Raw genomic sequence first — 17,651 nt, forward strand, 5'->3', positions numbered from 1 at the left:
TCAGTCCCTCAAGTGCAATTTCATGCCGACGTGGCTCTGCACGAAGCCAAGGCGGGCGTAGAAGCGGTGCGCGGCGGTGCGTGTAGCAGACGAAGTGAGCTGGACGAGCTTGCAATCGCGCATGCGGCACTGGTCCACCGCCCACAATATCATCTGCTCGCCCAGCCTTTGCCCGCGCAGGTCGGCGACGATGCGCACCGCCTCGATCAGTCCGCGCCAGCTTCCGATGAAGGAAAGCCCCGGCAGGAAGCTCAGTTGCATCGTTCCGACGACGCGGTCGTCCAGTTCGGCCGTGATCAGCCGCTGGTTCGGGTCGGCCTCGATCGCCTCGAACGCGGCCAGATAGCGCGGGTCCGTCGGGTCGGCTTCGCGGTTCGCCGGGATAGTTTCCTCTGCAAGCATCGCCAGGATCGCCGGCAGATCCGCCGTCGTCGCATCGCGCAGCACCAGATCGCTCATCCGGCCGCCTCGATCCGCGCGAGCAGCGCCTCGACCTGCACCTGCGCGCCCGGCGTGGCGTTGAGTTCGGCGACCACGCCATCGAAAGGCGCGATCAGGCTGTGTTCCATCTTCATGGCCTCCAGCGTCAGCAGCTTCTGTCCCTTCGTCACCGGCTCGCCGGCGGCGACGGCGACCGCGATGATCTTGCCGGGCATCGGCGACAGGATCGCGCCATCGCTTGCCGCGCCGCCCGCGCCCCCCTCGACGCGCCACGGGGTGAGTTGCCATACGGCGCCCGCTTCGGCGACGAGCATCGCGGGCGCGGGTTCGTCGGTGCCGGGTCCGTGGAGCGCCACGTCGACCCGCTTTCCGTCGAGCAGGAAGGGCGCACTACGCACGTCGGGGGCGTTGAGGCGGAAGCCTGCCTGCAACGAACGCGGCACCATCGCCATCGCGGCATTGGTCAACGCCGCGGCGGAGGGCTCCGGCGCGGCCGCCATCGCTTCGCCGTCGCGGCCGATCAGCCCGGTGTCGACCGCCCCCGCGACGAAATCGGGATGATCGAGCGCGCGGATCAGGAAGGCCGCGTTGGTCCTGACCGGCCAGACCGCGCTGTCCTCCAGCATCTCCGACAGCGTCTCGCGCGCCGCTTCGCGGCCCTCGCCGTGCGCGATCAGCTTGGCGATCATCGGGTCGTAGAAGGGCGAAACCTCCGCGCCTTCATAGACGCCGGTATCGACCCGGCCGATATGGTCGGGCAGTTGAAACAGTTCGAGCGGGCCGGTCGAAGGAAGGAAGCCCTTTGCCGGGTCCTCGGCGTAGAGGCGCGCCTCCATCGCCCAGCCCTCGATCGTGAGATCGTCTTGCGTCAGCGGCAGTGGCTCGCCGCTCGCGACGCGAAGCTGCCATTCGACGAGGTCGACGCCGGTGATTTCCTCGGTCACCGGATGCTCGACCTGCAAGCGCGTGTTCATTTCCATGAACCAGATGCGGTCGGCGCGCAGGCCTTCCGACGCATCGGCGATAAACTCGATCGTCCCCGCGCCGACATAATCGACAGCCTTGGCCGCGCGCACGGCGGCGGCGCAAAGCTGCTGCCGGGTTGCGTCGTCCATGCCGGGGGCAGGGGCTTCCTCGATCACCTTCTGGTGGCGGCGCTGGAGCGAGCAGTCGCGCTCGAACAGGTGGACGATATTGCCGTGCGCGTCGCCAAACACCTGCACCTCGATATGGCGCGGGGTCAGGATATATTTCTCGATCAGCACATGGGCGTTGCCGAACGACGCCGCCGCTTCGCGCTGGCACGAGGCAAGCGCGTCGGCGAAGTCCGCCGCGCTGTCCACCTTGCGCATTCCCTTGCCGCCACCGCCCGCGACCGCCTTGATGAGGACGGGATAGCCGATCTCGGCCGCCTGTTCGGCGAGGAAAGCGGGGTCCTGGTTCGCGCCCATATAGCCCGGCGTCACCGGCACCCCGGCTTCGGCCATCAGTGCCTTGGCGGCGTCCTTGAGGCCCATCGCGGTGATCGACGACGGCTTCGGCCCGACCCACACGAGCCCGGCATCCATCACCGCCTGCGCGAATTCGGCATTCTCGGACAGGAACCCGTATCCCGGATGGATCGCCTCGGCCCCGGTCGCCTTGGCGGCGGCGATGATCTTCGCGCCGACCAGATAGGATTCGCGCGCCGGCGACGGCCCGATATGCACGGCTTCGTCAGCCTCGCGCACATGCAGCGCCCTGGCATCGGCATCCGAATAGACCGCAACGGTCCGTATGCCCATCTCGCGCGCGGTGCGGATGATACGGCAGGCGATCTCGCCGCGATTGGCGATGAGGAGAGATTGGATCACGGCCGTTCCTCCCCGGTAAGGGGAGGGGGACCATCCGCAGGATGGTGGAGGGGCCGCTGGCTCTCGGCCAGGACCGCGATGGATTGCGCCACTTCCTTTGCATCCTTCAAAATATCACCCGCCATGATCCGCACGATTCTCCATCCTTTTTCGCCCAAAATCCGATCCCGCCGCTGATCGCGTTCAGGCCGATCCCCCATATCATGCGCGATCCCGTCGATTCCGATCAGCAAGCGAACCTCCACGCAAGCAAAGTCGGCGACATAATCCAGCACCGGAAACTGGCGCCGGAACTTCAGCCCGGCCTTCTTGCCGCGCAACTCTCGCCACAGCAGGAGTTCCGGGAGCGTCATCTCGTGCCGAAGCTCGCGAGCGCGCTTCACCGTCCCGTCGGGCGCACCCAGCGTCCGATGCCGCACCCGCCCCGAATCCTCCCCGGAACGGGGAGGGGGACCATCCGAAGGATGGTGGAGGGGCCGGGCGCTACCGGTCATGCCCGCGCGCCAGACGGCGAGGCTCCGACCCCTCCGTCACCGCTGCGCGATGCCACCTCCCCGTTCCGGGGAGGATCATGTGGCGCCGCCATCATCACATCCTGAACACGCCGAACCCGCGGTCCTCGACCGGGGCGTTCAGCGTCGCCGCAAAAGCCAGTCCCAGCACGTCGCGCGTCTGGGCGGGGTCGATGATGCCGTCGTCCCACAATCGCGCGGTCGCATAATAGGGATTCCCCTCGTCCTCGTAGGTCTGGCGGATCGGCGCCTTGAAGGCTTCGGCTTCTTCCGGCGTCCATGTGTCGGCGTCGCGGTGGACGGTCGCCAGCACGCTCGCCGCCTGCTCGCCGCCCATCACGCTGATCCGCGCATTGGGCCAGGTGAACAGGAAGCGGGGCGAATAGGCGCGCCCGCACATGCCGTAATTGCCCGCGCCGAAGCTGCCGCCGATCAGCACGGTGATCTTGGGCACCGTCGCGGTCGCGACCGCCGTCACCAGCTTCGCGCCATGCTTGGCGATCCCCTCGGCCTCATATTTGCCGCCGACCATGAAGCCGCTGATGTTCTGGAGGAAGAGCAGGGGGATGCGGCGCTGCTGCGCCAGTTCGATGAAATGCGCGCCCTTCACCGCGCTCTCGCTGAACAGCACGCCGTTGTTGGCGAGGATCGCGACCGGAATGCCCCAGATATGCGCGAAGCCGCAGACGAGCGTCGTGCCATAGGTGGCCTTGAATTCGTGGAACTCGCTGCCGTCGACGATGCGCGCGATCACCTCGTGCACGTCATAGGGCGCGCGCACGTCCTGCGGGATGATGCCGTACAGGTCCTCGGCGTCGTATTTTGGCGGGCGCGGGTCCTTCATCGCCACTTCGAAGCCTTGCTCGACGCCGAAGGTCGAGACGATATCGCGCACGATCGTCAGCGCATGTTCGTCATTTTCGGCGAGATGGTCGACGACGCCCGATTTGCGCGCGTGCAGGTCGCCGCCGCCCAGTTCCTCGGCGCTGATCTCCTCGCCCGTCGCGGCCTTTACCAGCGGCGGGCCGGCGAGGAAGATCGTGCCCTGGTCCCGGACGATCACCGTCTCGTCGCTCATCGCGGGGACATAGGCGCCGCCCGCGGTGCAGCTTCCCATCACGCAGGCGACCTGCGGGATGCGCTTCGCCGACATCGTCGCCTGGTTGAAGAAGATGCGGCCGAAATGGTCGCGGTCGGGAAACACCTCGGCCTGATGCGGCAGGTTCGCGCCGCCGCTGTCGACGAGGTAGATGCACGGCAGGCGGTTCGCTTCGGCGATCTCCTGCGCGCGCAGATGCTTCTTCACCGTCATCGGGTAGTATGTGCCGCCCTTCACCGTCGCGTCGTTGCAGACGATCATCGCCTGCCGTCCCGCGACGCGGCCGATCCCAGTGATCATCCCGGCGCCCGCGATATCGCCGCCATACATGTCGCATGCGGCGAGCTGGCCGATCTCGAGAAAGGGCGAGCCCGGATCGAGCAGCCGCTCGACGCGTTCGCGCGGCAGCAGCTTGCCGCGGCTCGTGTGGCGCTCGCGCGCCTTCTCGCTCCCGCCCCGTGCCGCCGCGGCGACGCGCGCCCGAAGCGCGTCGCGCAAGGCGCGGTTGTGCGCGGCATTGGCGCGGAATGCGTCGCCGTCCGCATTGACCATCGTTCCCAGAACCGGTGCGCTCACCTTCGTCTCTCTCCTTTGCAGGCGTGTCGGCCTATCCCGCCGTTCGTCGGTTGGGAAGGACCGCAGGCCGAATTTGGTTGGCATTGAAACCGGCTGGCCGCAGGCTTATGCCTCTCGACCGACCCCCAACAAGCAAGGCCGCTTCCATGAGAAAAACCGTCTTCGTCCTTCTCCTGTCCACCGCCGCGATCGTCGCGGGGCCCGTCGCCTGCTCGAAGGGCGGCGACAAGCAGGAGGCGAGCTACACCGTCGGCACCGAGCTGGGCATCAGCAAGGCGGCGATGGACACGAGCGTCAAGCCCGGCGACGATTTCTATGCCTATGCGAACGGCAACTGGCAGAAGACCACCGAGATTCCCGCCGACCGCTCGTCGACCGGCGCCTTCTATACGGCTTTCCTCGAAACCGAGAAGCGCACGCGCGAACTGGTCGACGCGACCGTCAAGCGGGGCGGGGATGCGGACAGCGACGCCGGCCGCATCGCCGCTTTCTACAAGGCCTATGTCAGCACCGACGCGATCGACGCTGCGGGGATGAAGCCGGTCGAGGCCGACCTCGCGCGCTTCGCGGCGATCGGCGACAAGGCGGCGCTGGCGAAGGTGCTGGGCCAACAGACGCGCGCCGACGTCGATCCGCTCAACGCGACCGACTTCAACACCGAAAACCTGTTCGGCATCTTCGTGACGCAGGGCCTCGCGACCCCCGGCGACGTCATTCCCTATATATTGCAGGGCGGGCTCGGGCTGCCCGAGCGCGAATATTATCTGTCGGCCGATCCGAAGATGGCCGCGCTGCGCACGCAATATCAGGCCTATATTGCCAAGCTGCTGACCGCGGCGGGGCAGCCGGACGCCGCGGCGAAGGCGAAGCGCATCTACGATCTCGAGGTCAAGATCGCGCGCGCCCATGCGACGCGCGAGGCCAGCGAGGATTTCACCAGATCCGCCGACGTATGGACGCGGGCCGACTTCGCGAAGAAGGCGCCGGGCATCGATTGGGACGCTTATTTCGCGGCGGCGGGTCTCGACAAGGCGGCGAAGTTCGGCGCCTATCATGCGAAGGCGATCACCGGCCTGTCGGCGCTCGTGGCGTCGGAGCCGCTCGATGCGTGGAAGGACTGGCTGGCGTTCCACCAGATCAACAGTCACGCCGAGGTGCTGCCGAGCGCGATCGACACGGCGCATTTCGCTTTCTACGGGACGGCGCTTTTCGGCACGCCGCAGCAGCGCAGCCGCGACAAGCGCGCGCTCGACGCGCTGAACACATATCTCGGCGACGCGGTCGGCCGCGTCTATGCCGAGAAATATTTCCCGGCGTCGGCGAAGGCCGAGGTCGGCGACATGGTGAAGGGGATCAAGGCGGCGTTCGCGAAGCGCGTCGGCGCGATCGACTGGATGGCCCCCGAAACCAAGAAGGAAGCGATCAAGAAGGTCGAGACGATCGTCGTCGGCGTCGGCTACCCGGAGACGTGGCGCGATTACGGCAGTTACACGATCAGCGCCGACAACGCCTATGCGAACGAAATCGCGGGCGAAAAGGCCGAATATGTCCACCAGCTCGCCAAGATCGGCAAGCCGATGGACAAGGCCGAATGGTGGATGACGCCGCAGACGGTCAACGCGGTCAACCTGCCGGTGCAGAATGCGCTGAACTTCCCCGCCGCGATCCTGCAGCCGCCCTTCTTCAACGCGGCCGCCGATCCCGCCTATAATTACGGGGCGATCGGTGCCGTGATCGGGCACGAGATCAGCCACAGCTTCGACAACAACGGCGCGGCGTTCGATTCGACCGGCGCGCTGCGCAATTGGTGGACGGCCGCCGACCTCAGGAAGTTCGAGGAAGCGGGCGCGGCGCTCGCGGCGCAGTTCGACACTTACAAGCCGTTTCCCGACCTCGCGGTGAACGGCAAGCTGACGCTGGGGGAGAATATCGCGGACGTCGCGGGGCTCCAGGCCGCCTATGACGCCTATCATGCGTCGCTGAACGGCAAGGACGCGCCGGTGATCGACGGCTTCACCGGCGACCAGCGCTTCTTCATCGCCTATGCGCAGACCTGGGCGACCAAGATGCGCGACGAGGCGCTGCGCCAGCGCGTCGCCACCGACGGCCACGCGCCGGGCATGTATCGCGCACTGACCGTTCGCAACCTCGACGCGTGGTACAAGGCGTTCGACGTCAAGGAAGGCGATGCCCTCTACCTCGCGCCCGACAAGCGCGTGCGCGTGTGGGGGTGATTTAGCTCCGTCATTGCGAGGAGCGAAGCGACGCGGCAATCCAGAGCGGGGTGCGTTAAATCTGAGACACTCCATCGTCCGTTCGTGCTGAGCTTGTCGAAGCACCGCCCTTCTTTTGCGGCGCCAAAGAAAAGAGCGGCCCTTCGACAAGCTCAGGGCAAGCGGTGTAGATTTAAGGCTCGGTGTAGAGCGTGCGGTAATCGCCTTGGATTGCGTCGCTCCGCTCCTCGCAATGACGTCAATCATTTGAGGCATGTTTGCCAACCGGCTTCCTGCGGATCAGGTGACGATAGACGCCGACGCAGTTGATACAGAGCAGCGCGACATTCTGCCATCCGATGCCTTCGCTGTCGGATTGCAGGAAGCCCCACGCGATCAGCGCGAGGCTGCTGGTCACGAAGATGACGAACGCCCAGCCGTTCCACCGCTCGCCGAGGTTGAGCGAGACGAGCAGCGCCGCGATCGTCGCCGCGGCGGCGCCATAATATTGCAGCGCGTCGAGCATCGTCTCGCTCATGCCGCCCCCAGCAGCGCGAGCGCGCCCGATGCGGTGAGGAAAGGCCAGCCGATGTGCCGCCCGCGCGTATGGATGGCGTCGAACAGCCCGGTCGCGGTCCACGCCGCGCCGATCAGCAGGATCAGCCCGCGCGGCGTTCCCGGCCAGATCACCGCCGCCGCCGATACCAGCATCAGCAGCGACAGCGCATGCCAGGCGAGGCGAAAGACGCGGCGCGCCAGATCGACGCCCATCACGCCCTGATCGAGCATCATCAGCGGCCCGATCAGCCGCCGCTCGCCGAGGACGCCATGGACGAAGGCCGTCGCCGCCATCAGCGCCGCCGACAGCCAGAGCAGGCTCACGCCCCGGCGCCGATCAGTTCGCGGCCGATCAGCATGCGTCGTATCTCGTTGGTGCCCGCGCCGATGTCGAGCAGCTTGGCGTCGCGCCAATAGCGCTCGACCGGCCAGTCCCTGGTGTAACCCGCACCGCCGAGCGCCTGGATCGCCTCGCCCGCGACCTTCACCGCGCTCTCGCTCGCGAGCAGGATCGCGCCCGCCGCGTCGAAGCGCGTCGTCTGCCCGGCATCGCAAGCCTTGGCGACGTTGTAGACATAGGAGCGCGCCGACTGGAGCGCGACATACATGTCGGCGACCTTCGCCTGCATCAGCTGGAACGAACCGATCGGCTTGCCGAACTGCCGGCGCTCGCGGACATAGGGGATGACGGTGTCGAGGCACGCCTGCATGATGCCGAGCTGGAGCCCCGCCAGCACGACGCGCTCGTAGTCGAGCCCCGACATCAGCACGCCGACGCCGCCATTCTCCGGCCCCATGACCTGTTCCTCGCTGACCTCGCAATCGGTGAAGACGAGTTCGGCGGTGGGGGAGCCGCGCATGCCGACCTTGTCGATCTTCTGCCCGATGGCGAAACCCGGCATGTCCTTTTCGATCAGGAAGGCCGTGATGCCGCGCGATCCCGCCTCGGGGCTGGTCTTCGCGTAAACGACCAGCGTGTCGGCATGGGCCGCGTTGGTGATCCAGTATTTCGTGCCGTTGAGGATGAAGCGGTCGCCTTTCTTTTCGGCCTTCAGCTTCATCGACACGACGTCGCTGCCCGCGCCGGCTTCCGACATGGCGAGGCTGCCGACATGCTCGCCCGAGATCAGCTTCGGCAGATATTTGCGCTTCTGCGCTTCATTGCCCCAGCGGCGGATCTGGTTGACGCACAGGTTCGAGTGCGCGCCATAGGACAGGCCGATGGCGCCCGACGCCCGCGACACTTCCTCGACCGCGATCACATGCTCCAGATAGCCGAGCCCGAGCCCGCCCCATTCCTCTTCGACGGTGATCCCGTGCAGGCCGAGATCGCCCATCGCGGGCCACAGTTCAGCGCGCGGGAACCAGTCCTCGCGGTCGGCGCGGTCGGCCAGCGGCGCGATCACCTCGTCGGCGAAGCGGGCGGTGGTGCCCTGGATCATGCCGGCGGTCTCGCCGAGCGCGAAATCGAAATCGGGGGTGGCGCGCATCAGGGTTCCTTCGATCGGGAGCGGAACAGGGCCTCCGTCCGCGCGAACTGCCCGCACGAACGTGGTCGCCGTGAAGTCTGCCGCAAAGCCGCACCATATGAAAATTGAAACTTCATGCGTTTCAGCATAAGAAAAATTTATGATAAAGCGTGCGCATATCCGCCAGTTCCTCGCCGTCGTCGATGCCGGCAGTTTCACGCGCGCCGCGCAGCATATCCGCGTGACCCAGCCTGCGCTGTCGACCGGCATCGCCGACCTCGAACGGCTCGTCGGCGCGCCTTTGTTCATCCGCAACCGCCGCCAGATTCGCCTGACCGAAGCGGGCGGCCGCTTCCTGCCGATCGCGCGCGACCTCGAACGCGGCTTTCGCGCTGCCGACACCTTCGGCCGCGCCGAGGAAAGCGACCGGCCGGCGTTGAAACTCGGCACGATCCGGTCGGTGCCCGGCGAGTTCCTGCAGGCCGTCGCGGCGCTGCTCGCGCGCGACTTCGCGATCGAGATCGTCGAGAATGGCGAGTCGGACCTGCGCGCCGGCGTCCACGGCGGACGGCTTCATATCGCGCTCGTCCCGCTGCGCCCCGGCGAGCGCGGGCCGCATGTCGTCCCGCTCTATGACGAACCGCTGGTGATGTTCGTCGCCGCCGACCATGTGCTGGCCGGGCGCGGGGAGGTCGGGCCCGAGGAACTGGCGCCCGAGACGATGATCGCGCGCCGCGCCTGCGAATTGCTTGACGCGACCAGTCGCTTCTTCACGCGCCACCGTGTTCGCCCGCGCTTCGCGCTGCGCAGCGACAGCGACGAGCGCTGCCTGCGCATGGTCGCGGCGGGGGTGGGCATCACCACCGCGCCGGTGTCGCTCGCGATCGACGGCATCGTGCCGCTGCGGGTCGGCGGCTATGACCTGCGCCGCGAACTCGGCCTGCTGATCCATCCGGCGTGGCGCGCGCAGGCCGATGTCGTGCCGCGGCTCGCGCACGCGCTGCCCGCGATCGAGCGCGCGGCGACCGACTGGCGCGCGGCGAAGGTCGATGGTTGAGCCGCACAAGTCTGGCTTGCACCGGGAAAAGGGCATACAGCTTGCCCGGCGCGAAGCGGGACGGCAAGGGCGGGGGATGATCGATACGCTGACCCATCTGGACCGTCTGGAGGCCGAGAGCATCCATATCCTGCGCGAGGTGATGGCGGACGCCGCCAGGCCGGTGATGCTCTATTCGGTGGGCAAGGATAGCGCGGTGATGCTGCATCTGGCGCGCAAGGCCTTTTATCCCTCGCCGCCGCCTTTCCCGCTGATGCATGTCGACACGACGTGGAAGTTCCGCGCGATGTACGAGCTGCGCGACCGCATGGCGGCCGAGAGCGGGATGGAACTGATCGTCTATCAGAACCCGGAGGCGAAGGCGCGCGGGATCAACCCGTTCGACCATGGCCCCCTCCACACCGATATGTGGAAGACCGAGGGCCTGAAGCAGGCGCTCGATCTCCACGGCTTCGACGTCGCCTTCGGTGGCGCGCGGCGCGACGAGGAAAAGAGCCGGGCGAAGGAGCGCATCTTCTCTTTCCGCACCGCAAGCCACGGCTGGGACCCGAAGCAGCAGCGCCCCGAGCTGTGGAACCTCTACAACGCCCGCAAGGCGAAAGGCGAAAGCATCCGCGTCTTCCCGATCTCGAACTGGACCGAGCTCGACATCTGGCAATATATCGCGCGCGAGAATATCCCGATCGTGCCGCTCTATTTCGCCGCGCCGCGCCCGACGGTGGAACGCGACGGCCTGTTGCTGATGGTCGACGACGACCGCTTCCCGCTGCGCGATGGCGAGGTGCCGGTCGAGCGCTCGGTGCGCTTCCGCACCCTCGGCTGCTATCCGCTGACCGGCGCGGTCGAAAGCGAGGCGGCGACGCTGTCCGCGGTGATCCAGGAAATGCTGCTGACCACCACCAGCGAACGGCAGGGCCGCATCATCGACAAGGACGGCGGCGACGCGTCGATGGAGAAGAAGAAGCAGGAGGGGTATTTCTGATGCTGCCCTTTCATTATTTCCCTCCGTCCGTTCGGGCTGAGCTTGTCGAAGCCCCGTCCTTTCTTTCGACGACAACAGAAAAGAACGGCCCTTCGACAAGCTCAGGGCAAACGGACTATTGTGTTCGGGGATTCGCGCAATGACCGACCCCGTCTACGTCACCGACGCCCTCATCGCCGAGGACATCGACGCCTATCTCGCGCAGCACGAGCGCAAGTCGCTGCTGCGCTTCATCACTTGCGGTTCGGTCGACGACGGCAAGTCGACGCTGATCGGGCGGCTGCTCTACGACAGCAAGATGATCTTCGAGGATCAGCTTGCCGCGCTCGAAGCCGACAGCCGGCGCGTCGGCACGCAGGGGCAGGAGATCGACTTCGCGCTGCTCGTCGACGGGCTCGCCGCCGAGCGCGAGCAGGGGATCACGATCGACGTCGCCTATCGCTTCTTCACCACCGAAAAGCGCAAGTTCATCGTCGCCGACACGCCGGGGCACGAACAATATACGCGCAACATGGTCACCGGCGCTTCTACCGCCGACCTCGCGGTCATCCTGATCGACGCGCGCAAGGGGGTGCTGACCCAGACGCGGCGGCACAGCTTCCTCGCGCATTTGCTCGGCATCCGGCACATCGTGCTCGCGGTGAACAAGATGGACCTCGTCGGCTACGACAAGGCGGTGTTCGACCGCATCGCGCTCGCCTATCGCGCCTTTGCGAGCGAGATCGGGATCACGAATTTCACCGCCATTCCGATCTCGGGGTTCAAGGGCGACAATATCACCGCGCTGTCGCCGAACACCCCGTGGTTCAAGGGGCCGGCGCTGATCGAACATCTGGAGAGCGTCGATGTCGGTGGTGCCGCCGACGAGGCGAAGCCGTTTCGCATGCCGGTGCAATGGGTGAACCGCCCCAACCTCGATTTCCGCGGCTTTTCGGGACAGATCGCGAGCGGTCGGGTGGCGCCGGGCGACGCGATCCGCATCCTGCCAGGCGGCAAGACCACGACGGTCAGTCGCATCGTCACGATGGACGGCGACCTTTCCGAAGCCGTCGCGGGCCAGTCGGTCACGCTGACGCTCGCCGACGAGATCGACTGTTCGCGCGGCGACGTGATCGCCGCCGCCGACGCGCCGCCCGAAGCCGCCGACCAGTTCGAGGCGACGCTCGTCTGGATGGCCGACGAGGCGATGATTCCCGGCCGCGCCTATTGGCTCAAGCTCGCGACGCAGAGCGTGTCGGCGACCGTGCAGGCGCCGAAGTACGAGATCAACGTCAACACGCTCGACCGCCTCGCGGCCAAGACGCTGGAGTTGAACGGCATCGGCGTCGTCGAAGTGTCGACCGACAGGCCGATCGTGTTCGAGGCTTATGCCGACAATCCCACGCTCGGCGGCTTCATCCTGATCGACAAGTTGACCAATGCGACGGTCGCGGCGGGGATGCTGCATTTCAGCCTGCGCCGCGCGCAGAACGTCCACTGGCAGGCGACCGACATCGATCGCGAGATGCGCGCCGACCTCAAGAATCAGCGGCCCGCACTGCTGTGGTTCACCGGCCTGTCGGGGTCGGGCAAGTCGACGATCGCCAATCTGGTCGAAAAGAAGCTGCACCGGATGAACCGCCACAGCTTCCTGCTCGACGGCGACAATGTCCGTCACGGGCTCAACAAGGACCTCGGCTTCACCGAGGCCGACCGGATCGAGAATATCCGTCGCGTCGGCGAGGTCGCGAAGCTGATGACCGACGCCGGGCTGATCGTCATCACCGCCTTCATCTCGCCGTTCCGGGCGGAGCGCGAGATGGTGCGCGCGATGCTGCCCGAGGGCGAGTTCATCGAGATCTTCATCGACACGCCGCTCGCCGAGGCCGAGAGGCGCGACGTCAAGGGCCTCTACAAGAAGGCGCGCGCCGGGCAGCTCAAGAATTTCACCGGTATCGACAGCCCCTATGAGGTTCCGGAAAACCCCGAAATCCACATCGATACCACCGATATGACGCCCGAGCAGGCCGCCGAACTGATCGTCGAGCGGCTGCTGGGATGAGCGCGCCCGAAAGCGACGAGCAGCTTGCCGAACGGCTCGCGACGGCGGCGGGGCGCCTGCTCGACGAACTGCGCGCCGATAGTGGCCTCGAAGGCAAGGCGCTCGGCACGGAGGGCGATGCGCGCGCCAATGCGCTGCTGTGCCGCGAACTGCGTGCCGCGCGCCCTGACGACGCGCTGCTGTCCGAAGAAGAGAAGGACGACGCCGCGCGCCTCGCGCACCGCCGCGTCTGGATCGTCGATCCGCTCGACGGCACGCGCGAATATGGCGAGTGGCGCCGCGACTGGGCCGTGCATGTCGCGCTCGCGATCGACGGCGTGGCGAGCGTCGGCGCGGTCGCCTTGCCGGGGCAGGGGGTGACGCTGACGTCGGGCGCTCCCATCGCCCTGGTCCCCGCCAACACGCCGCCGCGGATGCTCGTCAGCCGCACGCGGCCCGCCGCCGAAGCGGTGTTCGTCGCCGAGCGGCTCGACGCCGAACTCGTCGCGATGGGATCGGCAGGCGCCAAGGCGATGGCGGTGGTGCAGGGGCAGGCCGACATCTACCTCCACACCGGCGGCCAGTATGAATGGGACAATTGCGCCCCCGCCGCGGTCGCCGCCGCCGCCGGGCTGCACGTCAGCCGCGTCGACGGGTCGCCGATCCGCTACAACAACCCCGATCCCTATCTGCCCGACCTGCTGATCTGCCGGAAGGAGCTGGCCGACGCAGTGCTGCGACTGGCAGCGGCATATCGACCCGCGCAGGGGTGAGGTCGCCATTGCCAGCCGGCACGCGCTCGCCTAGATCGGTTGCATCGAGAAACTGAAAACCGGGAGATATGCGATGACCGACCTGCCAGCCACCAACCTCGTCATGCTGACGCTGGTCAAGCCCGAGGGCGAGCTCGAAGTTTTTTTTGAGCGGCGCCCGATGCCCGAACCCAAAGCGCACGAGGTATTGGTGAAAGTGCTGGCGACGCCGATCAATCCGTCGGACCTCGGCCTGCTGTTCGGCGGGGCCGACATGACGACGGCACGCGCCGCGACCCGCGACGGCCTGCCGGTCGTCACCGCCGACATTCCGCCGCAGGGGATGCGCGCGATGGCGAGCCGCGTCGGCGACGCGCTGCCGATCGGCAACGAAGGCTGCGGCCTCGTCGTCAAGGCCGGCGATTCGCCGGAGGCGCAGGCGCTGCTCGGCCGGACGGTGGCCTTGCTCGGCGGCGAGATGTACGCCGAATATCGCTGCCTGCCGGTCCAGATGTGCATGCCGCTGCCCGACGGGACCGATCCGAAGGACGGCGCCTCCTGCTTCGTCAACCCGCTGACCAGCCTCGCCTTCACGGAGACGATGCGGATGGAGGGGCACAGCGCGATCGTCCACACCGCGGCGGCGTCGAACCTGGGCCAGATGCTGGTGAAGATCTGCGCGAAGGACGGCATTCCGCTCGTCAACATCGTGCGCAGCGCCGCGCAGGTCGAAATCCTGAAAGGGCTGGGTGCGAAGCATATCGTCAACAGCAGCGACGATGATTTCATGGACCGGCTGATCGCCGCGATCACCGAGACGGGCGCGACGCTCGGCTTCGACGCGATCGGCGGCGGCAAGCTGGCGGGACAGATATTGTCGGCGATGGAGGCCGCGGCGGTGAAGCGGATGACCAATTACAGCCGCTATGGCTCCGACAGCTTCAAGCAGGTCTATATCTATGGCGGGCTCGACATGGGGCCGACCGTGCTCAACCGCAGCTTCGGTTTCGCCTGGTCGCTCTCGGGCTTCCTGCTCACCCCCTTCATGCAGAAGGCCGGTGCCGAGGTCGTCGGCCGCATGCGCCAGCGCGTCGCGGACGAGCTGACCACGACCTTCAAGAGCCACTACAGCCACGAAATCTCGCTGGTCGATACGCTGTCTCTCGATGCGGTCGCCGCCTATAATGCCAAGCGGACAGGCGAGAAATATCTGATCCGTCCGCACGGCTGATCCGGGGCAGCGTCGGCATGAACCCGCTCGTCATTGCGAGCGGCGAAGCCGCATGGCAATCCGGAGCTTGTGGTAACCGCTCTGGATTGCTTCGCTCCGCTCGCAATGACGATGAAACGGAGCCGCCTTACCGCTTCATGCACTGACGCTTGTCGTCGCGCTTGTACTCGGTGCAGTTCCACAGCGCCTTTTCGAACGCCGCCTTGTCGTCGCGCAGATAGGAAAAGCTCATCGCCGCGCGCTGGATTTCGCTCATCGCGTCGGAATCGGGCTTCAGCACCGGGTTGGTCCAGCCCATGAACTTGCAATAGGGCCGGTCGCCGCACAGCCGCAGCGCCGTGGCCACGAAGCTTTCTGGCGCGGCGCGGTGGTCGAGCTGGACATAGAGGGCGTCGCGCCCCGCGCCGCCGCCGGAACCCGGAACGATCCGCGTCTCGCCGATCTCGGCCTTGGCATCGGCGCCCGCCAGCTCGACCGGCGCGGTCAGCGCCGCCGCATGGAACGGGGACAGCGCGGCGAGCTTGGCGACCGGGCCGTCGCTTCCCGCGACGGCGCCGCGAAAGGCGCCGGGCGTGCCCCAATAGCCCGGCCAGCGGAAGAAGAGATGCGTGTCGACGACCGCGATCTTTTCGAGGCTGTCGCTCCAATAAGGGCGGACCCAGTCGGTATGATAATGGGTGGCGAGCCCGACCTCGGGGTCGGTCGATCCCGACAGCATCCGGTCGGCGAGCGCGCGGGCGCGCGTCCATGCCGCATCGGAATAGCGGCGGTCGAGCGCCCCGTCGCAGGTGAAGGTGAACTGGCATCCGGTCGCCCGCTCCGATCCCTGGAACACGACGCCGCAGATCGACTTGGGAAAGGCGGGGTGGCGGACGCGGTTGATCACGACCTGTCCGACCGCGCGCTGGCCCTTGGCATCGTCGCCGGCCTCGTAGAGCATCGCCGAGGCGAGGCAGTCGCGCGCGCGGGCGCGGTTGTCGCCATTGCCGGGATAGACGAAGGGTCGCGCCGCGACGAAACCCTTCTTCACCAGCGGGATATGGGCGTTTTCGGTGCGTGCATCATCCTCGGTGAGGGGAGCGAGTTCGGTCGGCAGCACCGCGGGCACGACGTCGGGCGGCGGCGCGACGGGGTGCGGCCGGACGGCGGCGTCCGCGCCCGGCCCACGCCCGCTGGCATGGAGGACGGCGACGATCGCGATCGCCGCCAGCAGGACGAACAGCCATCCCGCGCCGTCGCGCCGCAAGGCCGGCGGATCGCGCTCGTCGCTGCCCGGCATGGCGGTGATCCTAGATTTCGGGCAGGAAATCGGGGACCGACAGATAGCGCTCGCCGGTGTCGTAGTTGAAACCGAGAATGCGCGCGCCCGCGGGCAGGTCGGGAAGCTTCTGGTGGATCGCGGCGAGCGTCGCGCCCGAGGAGATGCCGACGAGCAGGCCTTCCTCCGCCGCGGAGCGGAGCGCCCATTGCTTGGCATCCCCCGCATCGACCTGGATCACGCCGTCGAGCAGGTCGGTGTGCAGGTTGCGCGGGATGAAGCCGGCACCGAGGCCCTGGATCGGATGCGGACCCGGCTGGCCGCCCGAAATGACGGGCGACGCGGTCGGTTCGACCGCGAACACCTTCAGATTCGGCCAATGCTGTTTCAGCAACTGGGCGCAGCCGGTGATGTGGCCGCCGGTGCCGACGCCGGTGATCAGCGCGTCGATCGGCGAATCGGCGAAATCGTCCAGGATTTCCTGCGCCGTCGTGCGAAGGTGGACCTCGACGTTGGCGTCGTTCTCGAACTGCTGGGGCATCCAGGCGCCGGGGGTCGTCTCGACCAGTTCGATCGCGCGTTCGATCGCGCCCTTCATGCCCTTTTCGCGCGGGGTCAGGTCGAAGGTCGCGCCATAAGCGAGCATCAGGCGCCGCCGCTCGATCGACATGCTTTCGGGCATGACGAGGATCAGCTTGTAGCCCTTGACCGCGGCGGCCATCGCCAGGCCGATGCCGGTGTTGCCCGACGTCGGCTCGACGATGGTGCCGCCTTGCTTCAGGCTGCCGTCACGCTCGGCCGCCTCGATCATCGCCAGCCCGATACGATCCTTGATCGACCCGCCGGGATTGCTGCGTTCCGACTTGATCCACACCTCCGCGTCGGGAAACAGTTTCGCGACGCGGATGTGCGGCGTGTTGCCGATGGTTTCGAGGATCGAATTGGCTTTCATCGTCTGTGTGCACTTTCCCTATGTTCGAAGCGGGGATCGCGACGGACCCGGTTCGGCCAGTCTCCCGAGCGGATCCAAAGCCTTTCGTCGGCCAGCGCGGGCGTCGGCGCAGGTTGTAACGAGGCCAGCAGATACTGTCCATAAGGCCAGTCCCCGAGCCCCGAGTCGGCATTGAGATGACCGAAGGGACCGGCATTGACGAAGCGCGCGTCCCATTGCCGCGACAGGCGCCAGACGTGGGCGGTCTTCGCATAGGGATCGTTGTCGCTGGCGACGACGGTCATCGGGACGCGCGAGGTGAAGGCGGGCGCATCGGCGAAGCCGGTCAGGCCGTGATCGTTCCGCAGGCGCGACAGGTCGGGCGGTGCGACGAGCAGCGCCCCTGCCAGCCGCGCGCGGGCCAGTCCGCCGGCGGCGGCGAACCAGTGGGCGAAGGCATGGCAACCCAGGCTGTGCGCGGCGACCAGGATCGGTTCGTCGTCGGTGGCATCGGCGATCGCATGGTCGATCCGCTCGACCCACTCGTCCTTATCCGGGGCATCCCAGCGGCCGAGGTCGATGCGCTCGCAGCGGGAAAATTTGCGCTCCCACAGGCTCTGCCAATGGGTGGGCCCGCTGTTGTTGAGGCCCGGGATGGTCAGGATCCGGTAGCGGATGGTGGCATTGTGCATGGCGGTT

The 17,651-nt window shown here is 66.9% G+C and carries 16 protein-coding genes; 6 read left to right on the top strand and 10 right to left on the bottom strand.

The annotated features are described in order from the left end of the window. From AC2S9W_RS13220 to AC2S9W_RS13235, 4 genes are all read right to left on the bottom strand, one after another. Window positions 1–459: a GNAT family N-acetyltransferase gene (locus AC2S9W_RS13220; protein ID WP_286750076.1), complete on the bottom strand. Its 459-nt coding sequence runs from the start codon at window positions 457–459 to the stop codon at window positions 1–3. After that, the gene (locus AC2S9W_RS13225) at window positions 456–2,294 is read right to left on the bottom strand and encodes an acetyl/propionyl/methylcrotonyl-CoA carboxylase subunit alpha (protein WP_486571001.1); all 1,839 of its coding nucleotides are present in this window, start codon (window positions 2,292–2,294) and stop codon (window positions 456–458) included. Before AC2S9W_RS13225 ends, AC2S9W_RS13220 begins: the two co-directional genes overlap by 4 nt. Then, entirely contained in the window at window positions 2,291–2,713 is a 423-nt protein-coding gene (locus AC2S9W_RS13230) for an endonuclease domain-containing protein (protein WP_486571002.1), read from the bottom strand. The genes AC2S9W_RS13225 and AC2S9W_RS13230 overlap by 4 nt, the downstream gene beginning before the upstream one ends. A gap of 169 nt (window positions 2,714–2,882) precedes the next feature. Beyond that, entirely contained in the window at window positions 2,883–4,481 is a 1,599-nt protein-coding gene (locus tag AC2S9W_RS13235) for a carboxyl transferase domain-containing protein (RefSeq protein WP_486571003.1), read from the bottom strand. Window positions 4,482–4,627: 146 nt separating this feature from the next. On the opposite strand from AC2S9W_RS13235, the gene AC2S9W_RS13240 reads away from it, so the two are divergent. Further along, window positions 4,628–6,715, top strand: coding sequence for a M13 family metallopeptidase (locus tag AC2S9W_RS13240; protein ID WP_076075504.1), 2,088 nt, complete (start codon window positions 4,628–4,630; stop codon window positions 6,713–6,715). A gap of 238 nt (window positions 6,716–6,953) precedes the next feature. Here AC2S9W_RS13240 and AC2S9W_RS13245 read toward each other — a convergent pair whose 3' ends face one another. Genes AC2S9W_RS13245 through AC2S9W_RS13255 form a run of 3 tightly spaced genes read right to left on the bottom strand, consistent with a single transcriptional unit; the run spans window position 6,954 to window position 8,742 of the window. Continuing rightward, window positions 6,954–7,232 carry a hypothetical protein gene (locus AC2S9W_RS13245; protein ID WP_067109894.1) on the bottom strand — a complete coding sequence of 93 codons (279 nt, stop codon included), beginning with the start codon at window positions 7,230–7,232 and terminating at the stop codon, window positions 6,954–6,956. Next, window positions 7,229–7,576 (bottom strand): hypothetical protein, encoded by a 348-nt coding sequence (locus AC2S9W_RS13250; protein ID WP_234002638.1) that lies wholly within the window; start codon window positions 7,574–7,576, stop codon window positions 7,229–7,231. Before AC2S9W_RS13250 ends, AC2S9W_RS13245 begins: the two co-directional genes overlap by 4 nt. Continuing rightward, on the bottom strand, window positions 7,573–8,742 hold the full coding sequence (locus AC2S9W_RS13255) for an isovaleryl-CoA dehydrogenase (protein ID WP_486571004.1): 1,170 nt from the start codon (window positions 8,740–8,742) through the stop codon (window positions 7,573–7,575). Before AC2S9W_RS13255 ends, AC2S9W_RS13250 begins: the two co-directional genes overlap by 4 nt. A 139-nt stretch (window positions 8,743–8,881) precedes the next feature. On the opposite strand from AC2S9W_RS13255, the gene AC2S9W_RS13260 reads away from it, so the two are divergent. The 5 genes from AC2S9W_RS13260 (at window position 8,882) to AC2S9W_RS13280 (ending at window position 14,763) form a co-directional block, all read left to right on the top strand. Beyond that, a complete protein-coding gene (locus AC2S9W_RS13260; protein WP_486571005.1) occupies window positions 8,882–9,778 on the top strand; it encodes a LysR family transcriptional regulator in 897 nt (298 codons plus the stop codon). Window positions 9,779–9,854: 76 nt separating this feature from the next. Beyond that, a complete protein-coding gene (gene cysD, locus AC2S9W_RS13265; RefSeq protein WP_067109884.1) occupies window positions 9,855–10,760 on the top strand; it encodes a sulfate adenylyltransferase subunit CysD in 906 nt (301 codons plus the stop codon). Between the two features lie 139 nt (window positions 10,761–10,899). Then, the gene (cysN, locus tag AC2S9W_RS13270) at window positions 10,900–12,801 is read left to right on the top strand and encodes a sulfate adenylyltransferase subunit CysN (protein ID WP_486571006.1); all 1,902 of its coding nucleotides are present in this window, start codon (window positions 10,900–10,902) and stop codon (window positions 12,799–12,801) included. Further along, entirely contained in the window at window positions 12,798–13,553 is a 756-nt protein-coding gene (locus AC2S9W_RS13275; protein ID WP_486571007.1) for a 3'(2'),5'-bisphosphate nucleotidase CysQ, read from the top strand. Before cysN ends, AC2S9W_RS13275 begins: the two co-directional genes overlap by 4 nt. A gap of 73 nt (window positions 13,554–13,626) precedes the next feature. Continuing rightward, the gene (locus AC2S9W_RS13280; RefSeq protein WP_486571008.1) at window positions 13,627–14,763 is read left to right on the top strand and encodes a zinc-binding dehydrogenase; all 1,137 of its coding nucleotides are present in this window, start codon (window positions 13,627–13,629) and stop codon (window positions 14,761–14,763) included. Between the two features lie 127 nt (window positions 14,764–14,890). Here AC2S9W_RS13280 and AC2S9W_RS13285 read toward each other — a convergent pair whose 3' ends face one another. Genes AC2S9W_RS13285 through AC2S9W_RS13295 form a run of 3 tightly spaced genes read right to left on the bottom strand, consistent with a single transcriptional unit; the run spans window position 14,891 to window position 17,644 of the window. Continuing rightward, window positions 14,891–16,042 carry a cell wall hydrolase gene (locus tag AC2S9W_RS13285; protein ID WP_486571009.1) on the bottom strand — a complete coding sequence of 384 codons (1,152 nt, stop codon included), beginning with the start codon at window positions 16,040–16,042 and terminating at the stop codon, window positions 14,891–14,893. Window positions 16,043–16,052: 10 nt separating this feature from the next. Continuing rightward, window positions 16,053–16,973: a cysteine synthase A gene (gene cysK, locus AC2S9W_RS13290; RefSeq protein ID WP_067183783.1), complete on the bottom strand. Its 921-nt coding sequence runs from the start codon at window positions 16,971–16,973 to the stop codon at window positions 16,053–16,055. Next, window positions 16,970–17,644, bottom strand: coding sequence for an RBBP9/YdeN family alpha/beta hydrolase (locus AC2S9W_RS13295; protein WP_076075486.1), 675 nt, complete (start codon window positions 17,642–17,644; stop codon window positions 16,970–16,972). The genes cysK and AC2S9W_RS13295 overlap by 4 nt, the downstream gene beginning before the upstream one ends. Between the last annotated feature and the right edge of the window lie 7 nt (window positions 17,645–17,651).

Source organism: Sphingopyxis sp. 550B, from assembly GCF_057401805.1.

Coding starts and splice junctions, on each gene's coding strand:
- cysN (WP_486571006.1), top strand. CDS start 10,900: ATGACCGACCCCGTCTACGTCACCGACGCCCTCATCGCCGAGGACATC.
- AC2S9W_RS13245 (WP_067109894.1), bottom strand. CDS start 7,232: ATGAGCGAGACGATGCTCGACGCGCTGCAATATTATGGCGCCGCCGCG.
- AC2S9W_RS13275 (WP_486571007.1), top strand. CDS start 12,798: ATGAGCGCGCCCGAAAGCGACGAGCAGCTTGCCGAACGGCTCGCGACG.
- AC2S9W_RS13260 (WP_486571005.1), top strand. CDS start 8,882: ATGATAAAGCGTGCGCATATCCGCCAGTTCCTCGCCGTCGTCGATGCC.
- AC2S9W_RS13280 (WP_486571008.1), top strand. CDS start 13,627: ATGACCGACCTGCCAGCCACCAACCTCGTCATGCTGACGCTGGTCAAG.
- AC2S9W_RS13255 (WP_486571004.1), bottom strand. CDS start 8,742: ATGCGCGCCACCCCCGATTTCGATTTCGCGCTCGGCGAGACCGCCGGC.
- AC2S9W_RS13220 (WP_286750076.1), bottom strand. CDS start 459: ATGAGCGATCTGGTGCTGCGCGATGCGACGACGGCGGATCTGCCGGCG.
- cysD (WP_067109884.1), top strand. CDS start 9,855: ATGATCGATACGCTGACCCATCTGGACCGTCTGGAGGCCGAGAGCATC.
- AC2S9W_RS13240 (WP_076075504.1), top strand. CDS start 4,628: ATGAGAAAAACCGTCTTCGTCCTTCTCCTGTCCACCGCCGCGATCGTC.
- AC2S9W_RS13285 (WP_486571009.1), bottom strand. CDS start 16,042: ATGCCGGGCAGCGACGAGCGCGATCCGCCGGCCTTGCGGCGCGACGGC.
- AC2S9W_RS13295 (WP_076075486.1), bottom strand. CDS start 17,644: ATGCACAATGCCACCATCCGCTACCGGATCCTGACCATCCCGGGCCTC.
- cysK (WP_067183783.1), bottom strand. CDS start 16,973: ATGAAAGCCAATTCGATCCTCGAAACCATCGGCAACACGCCGCACATC.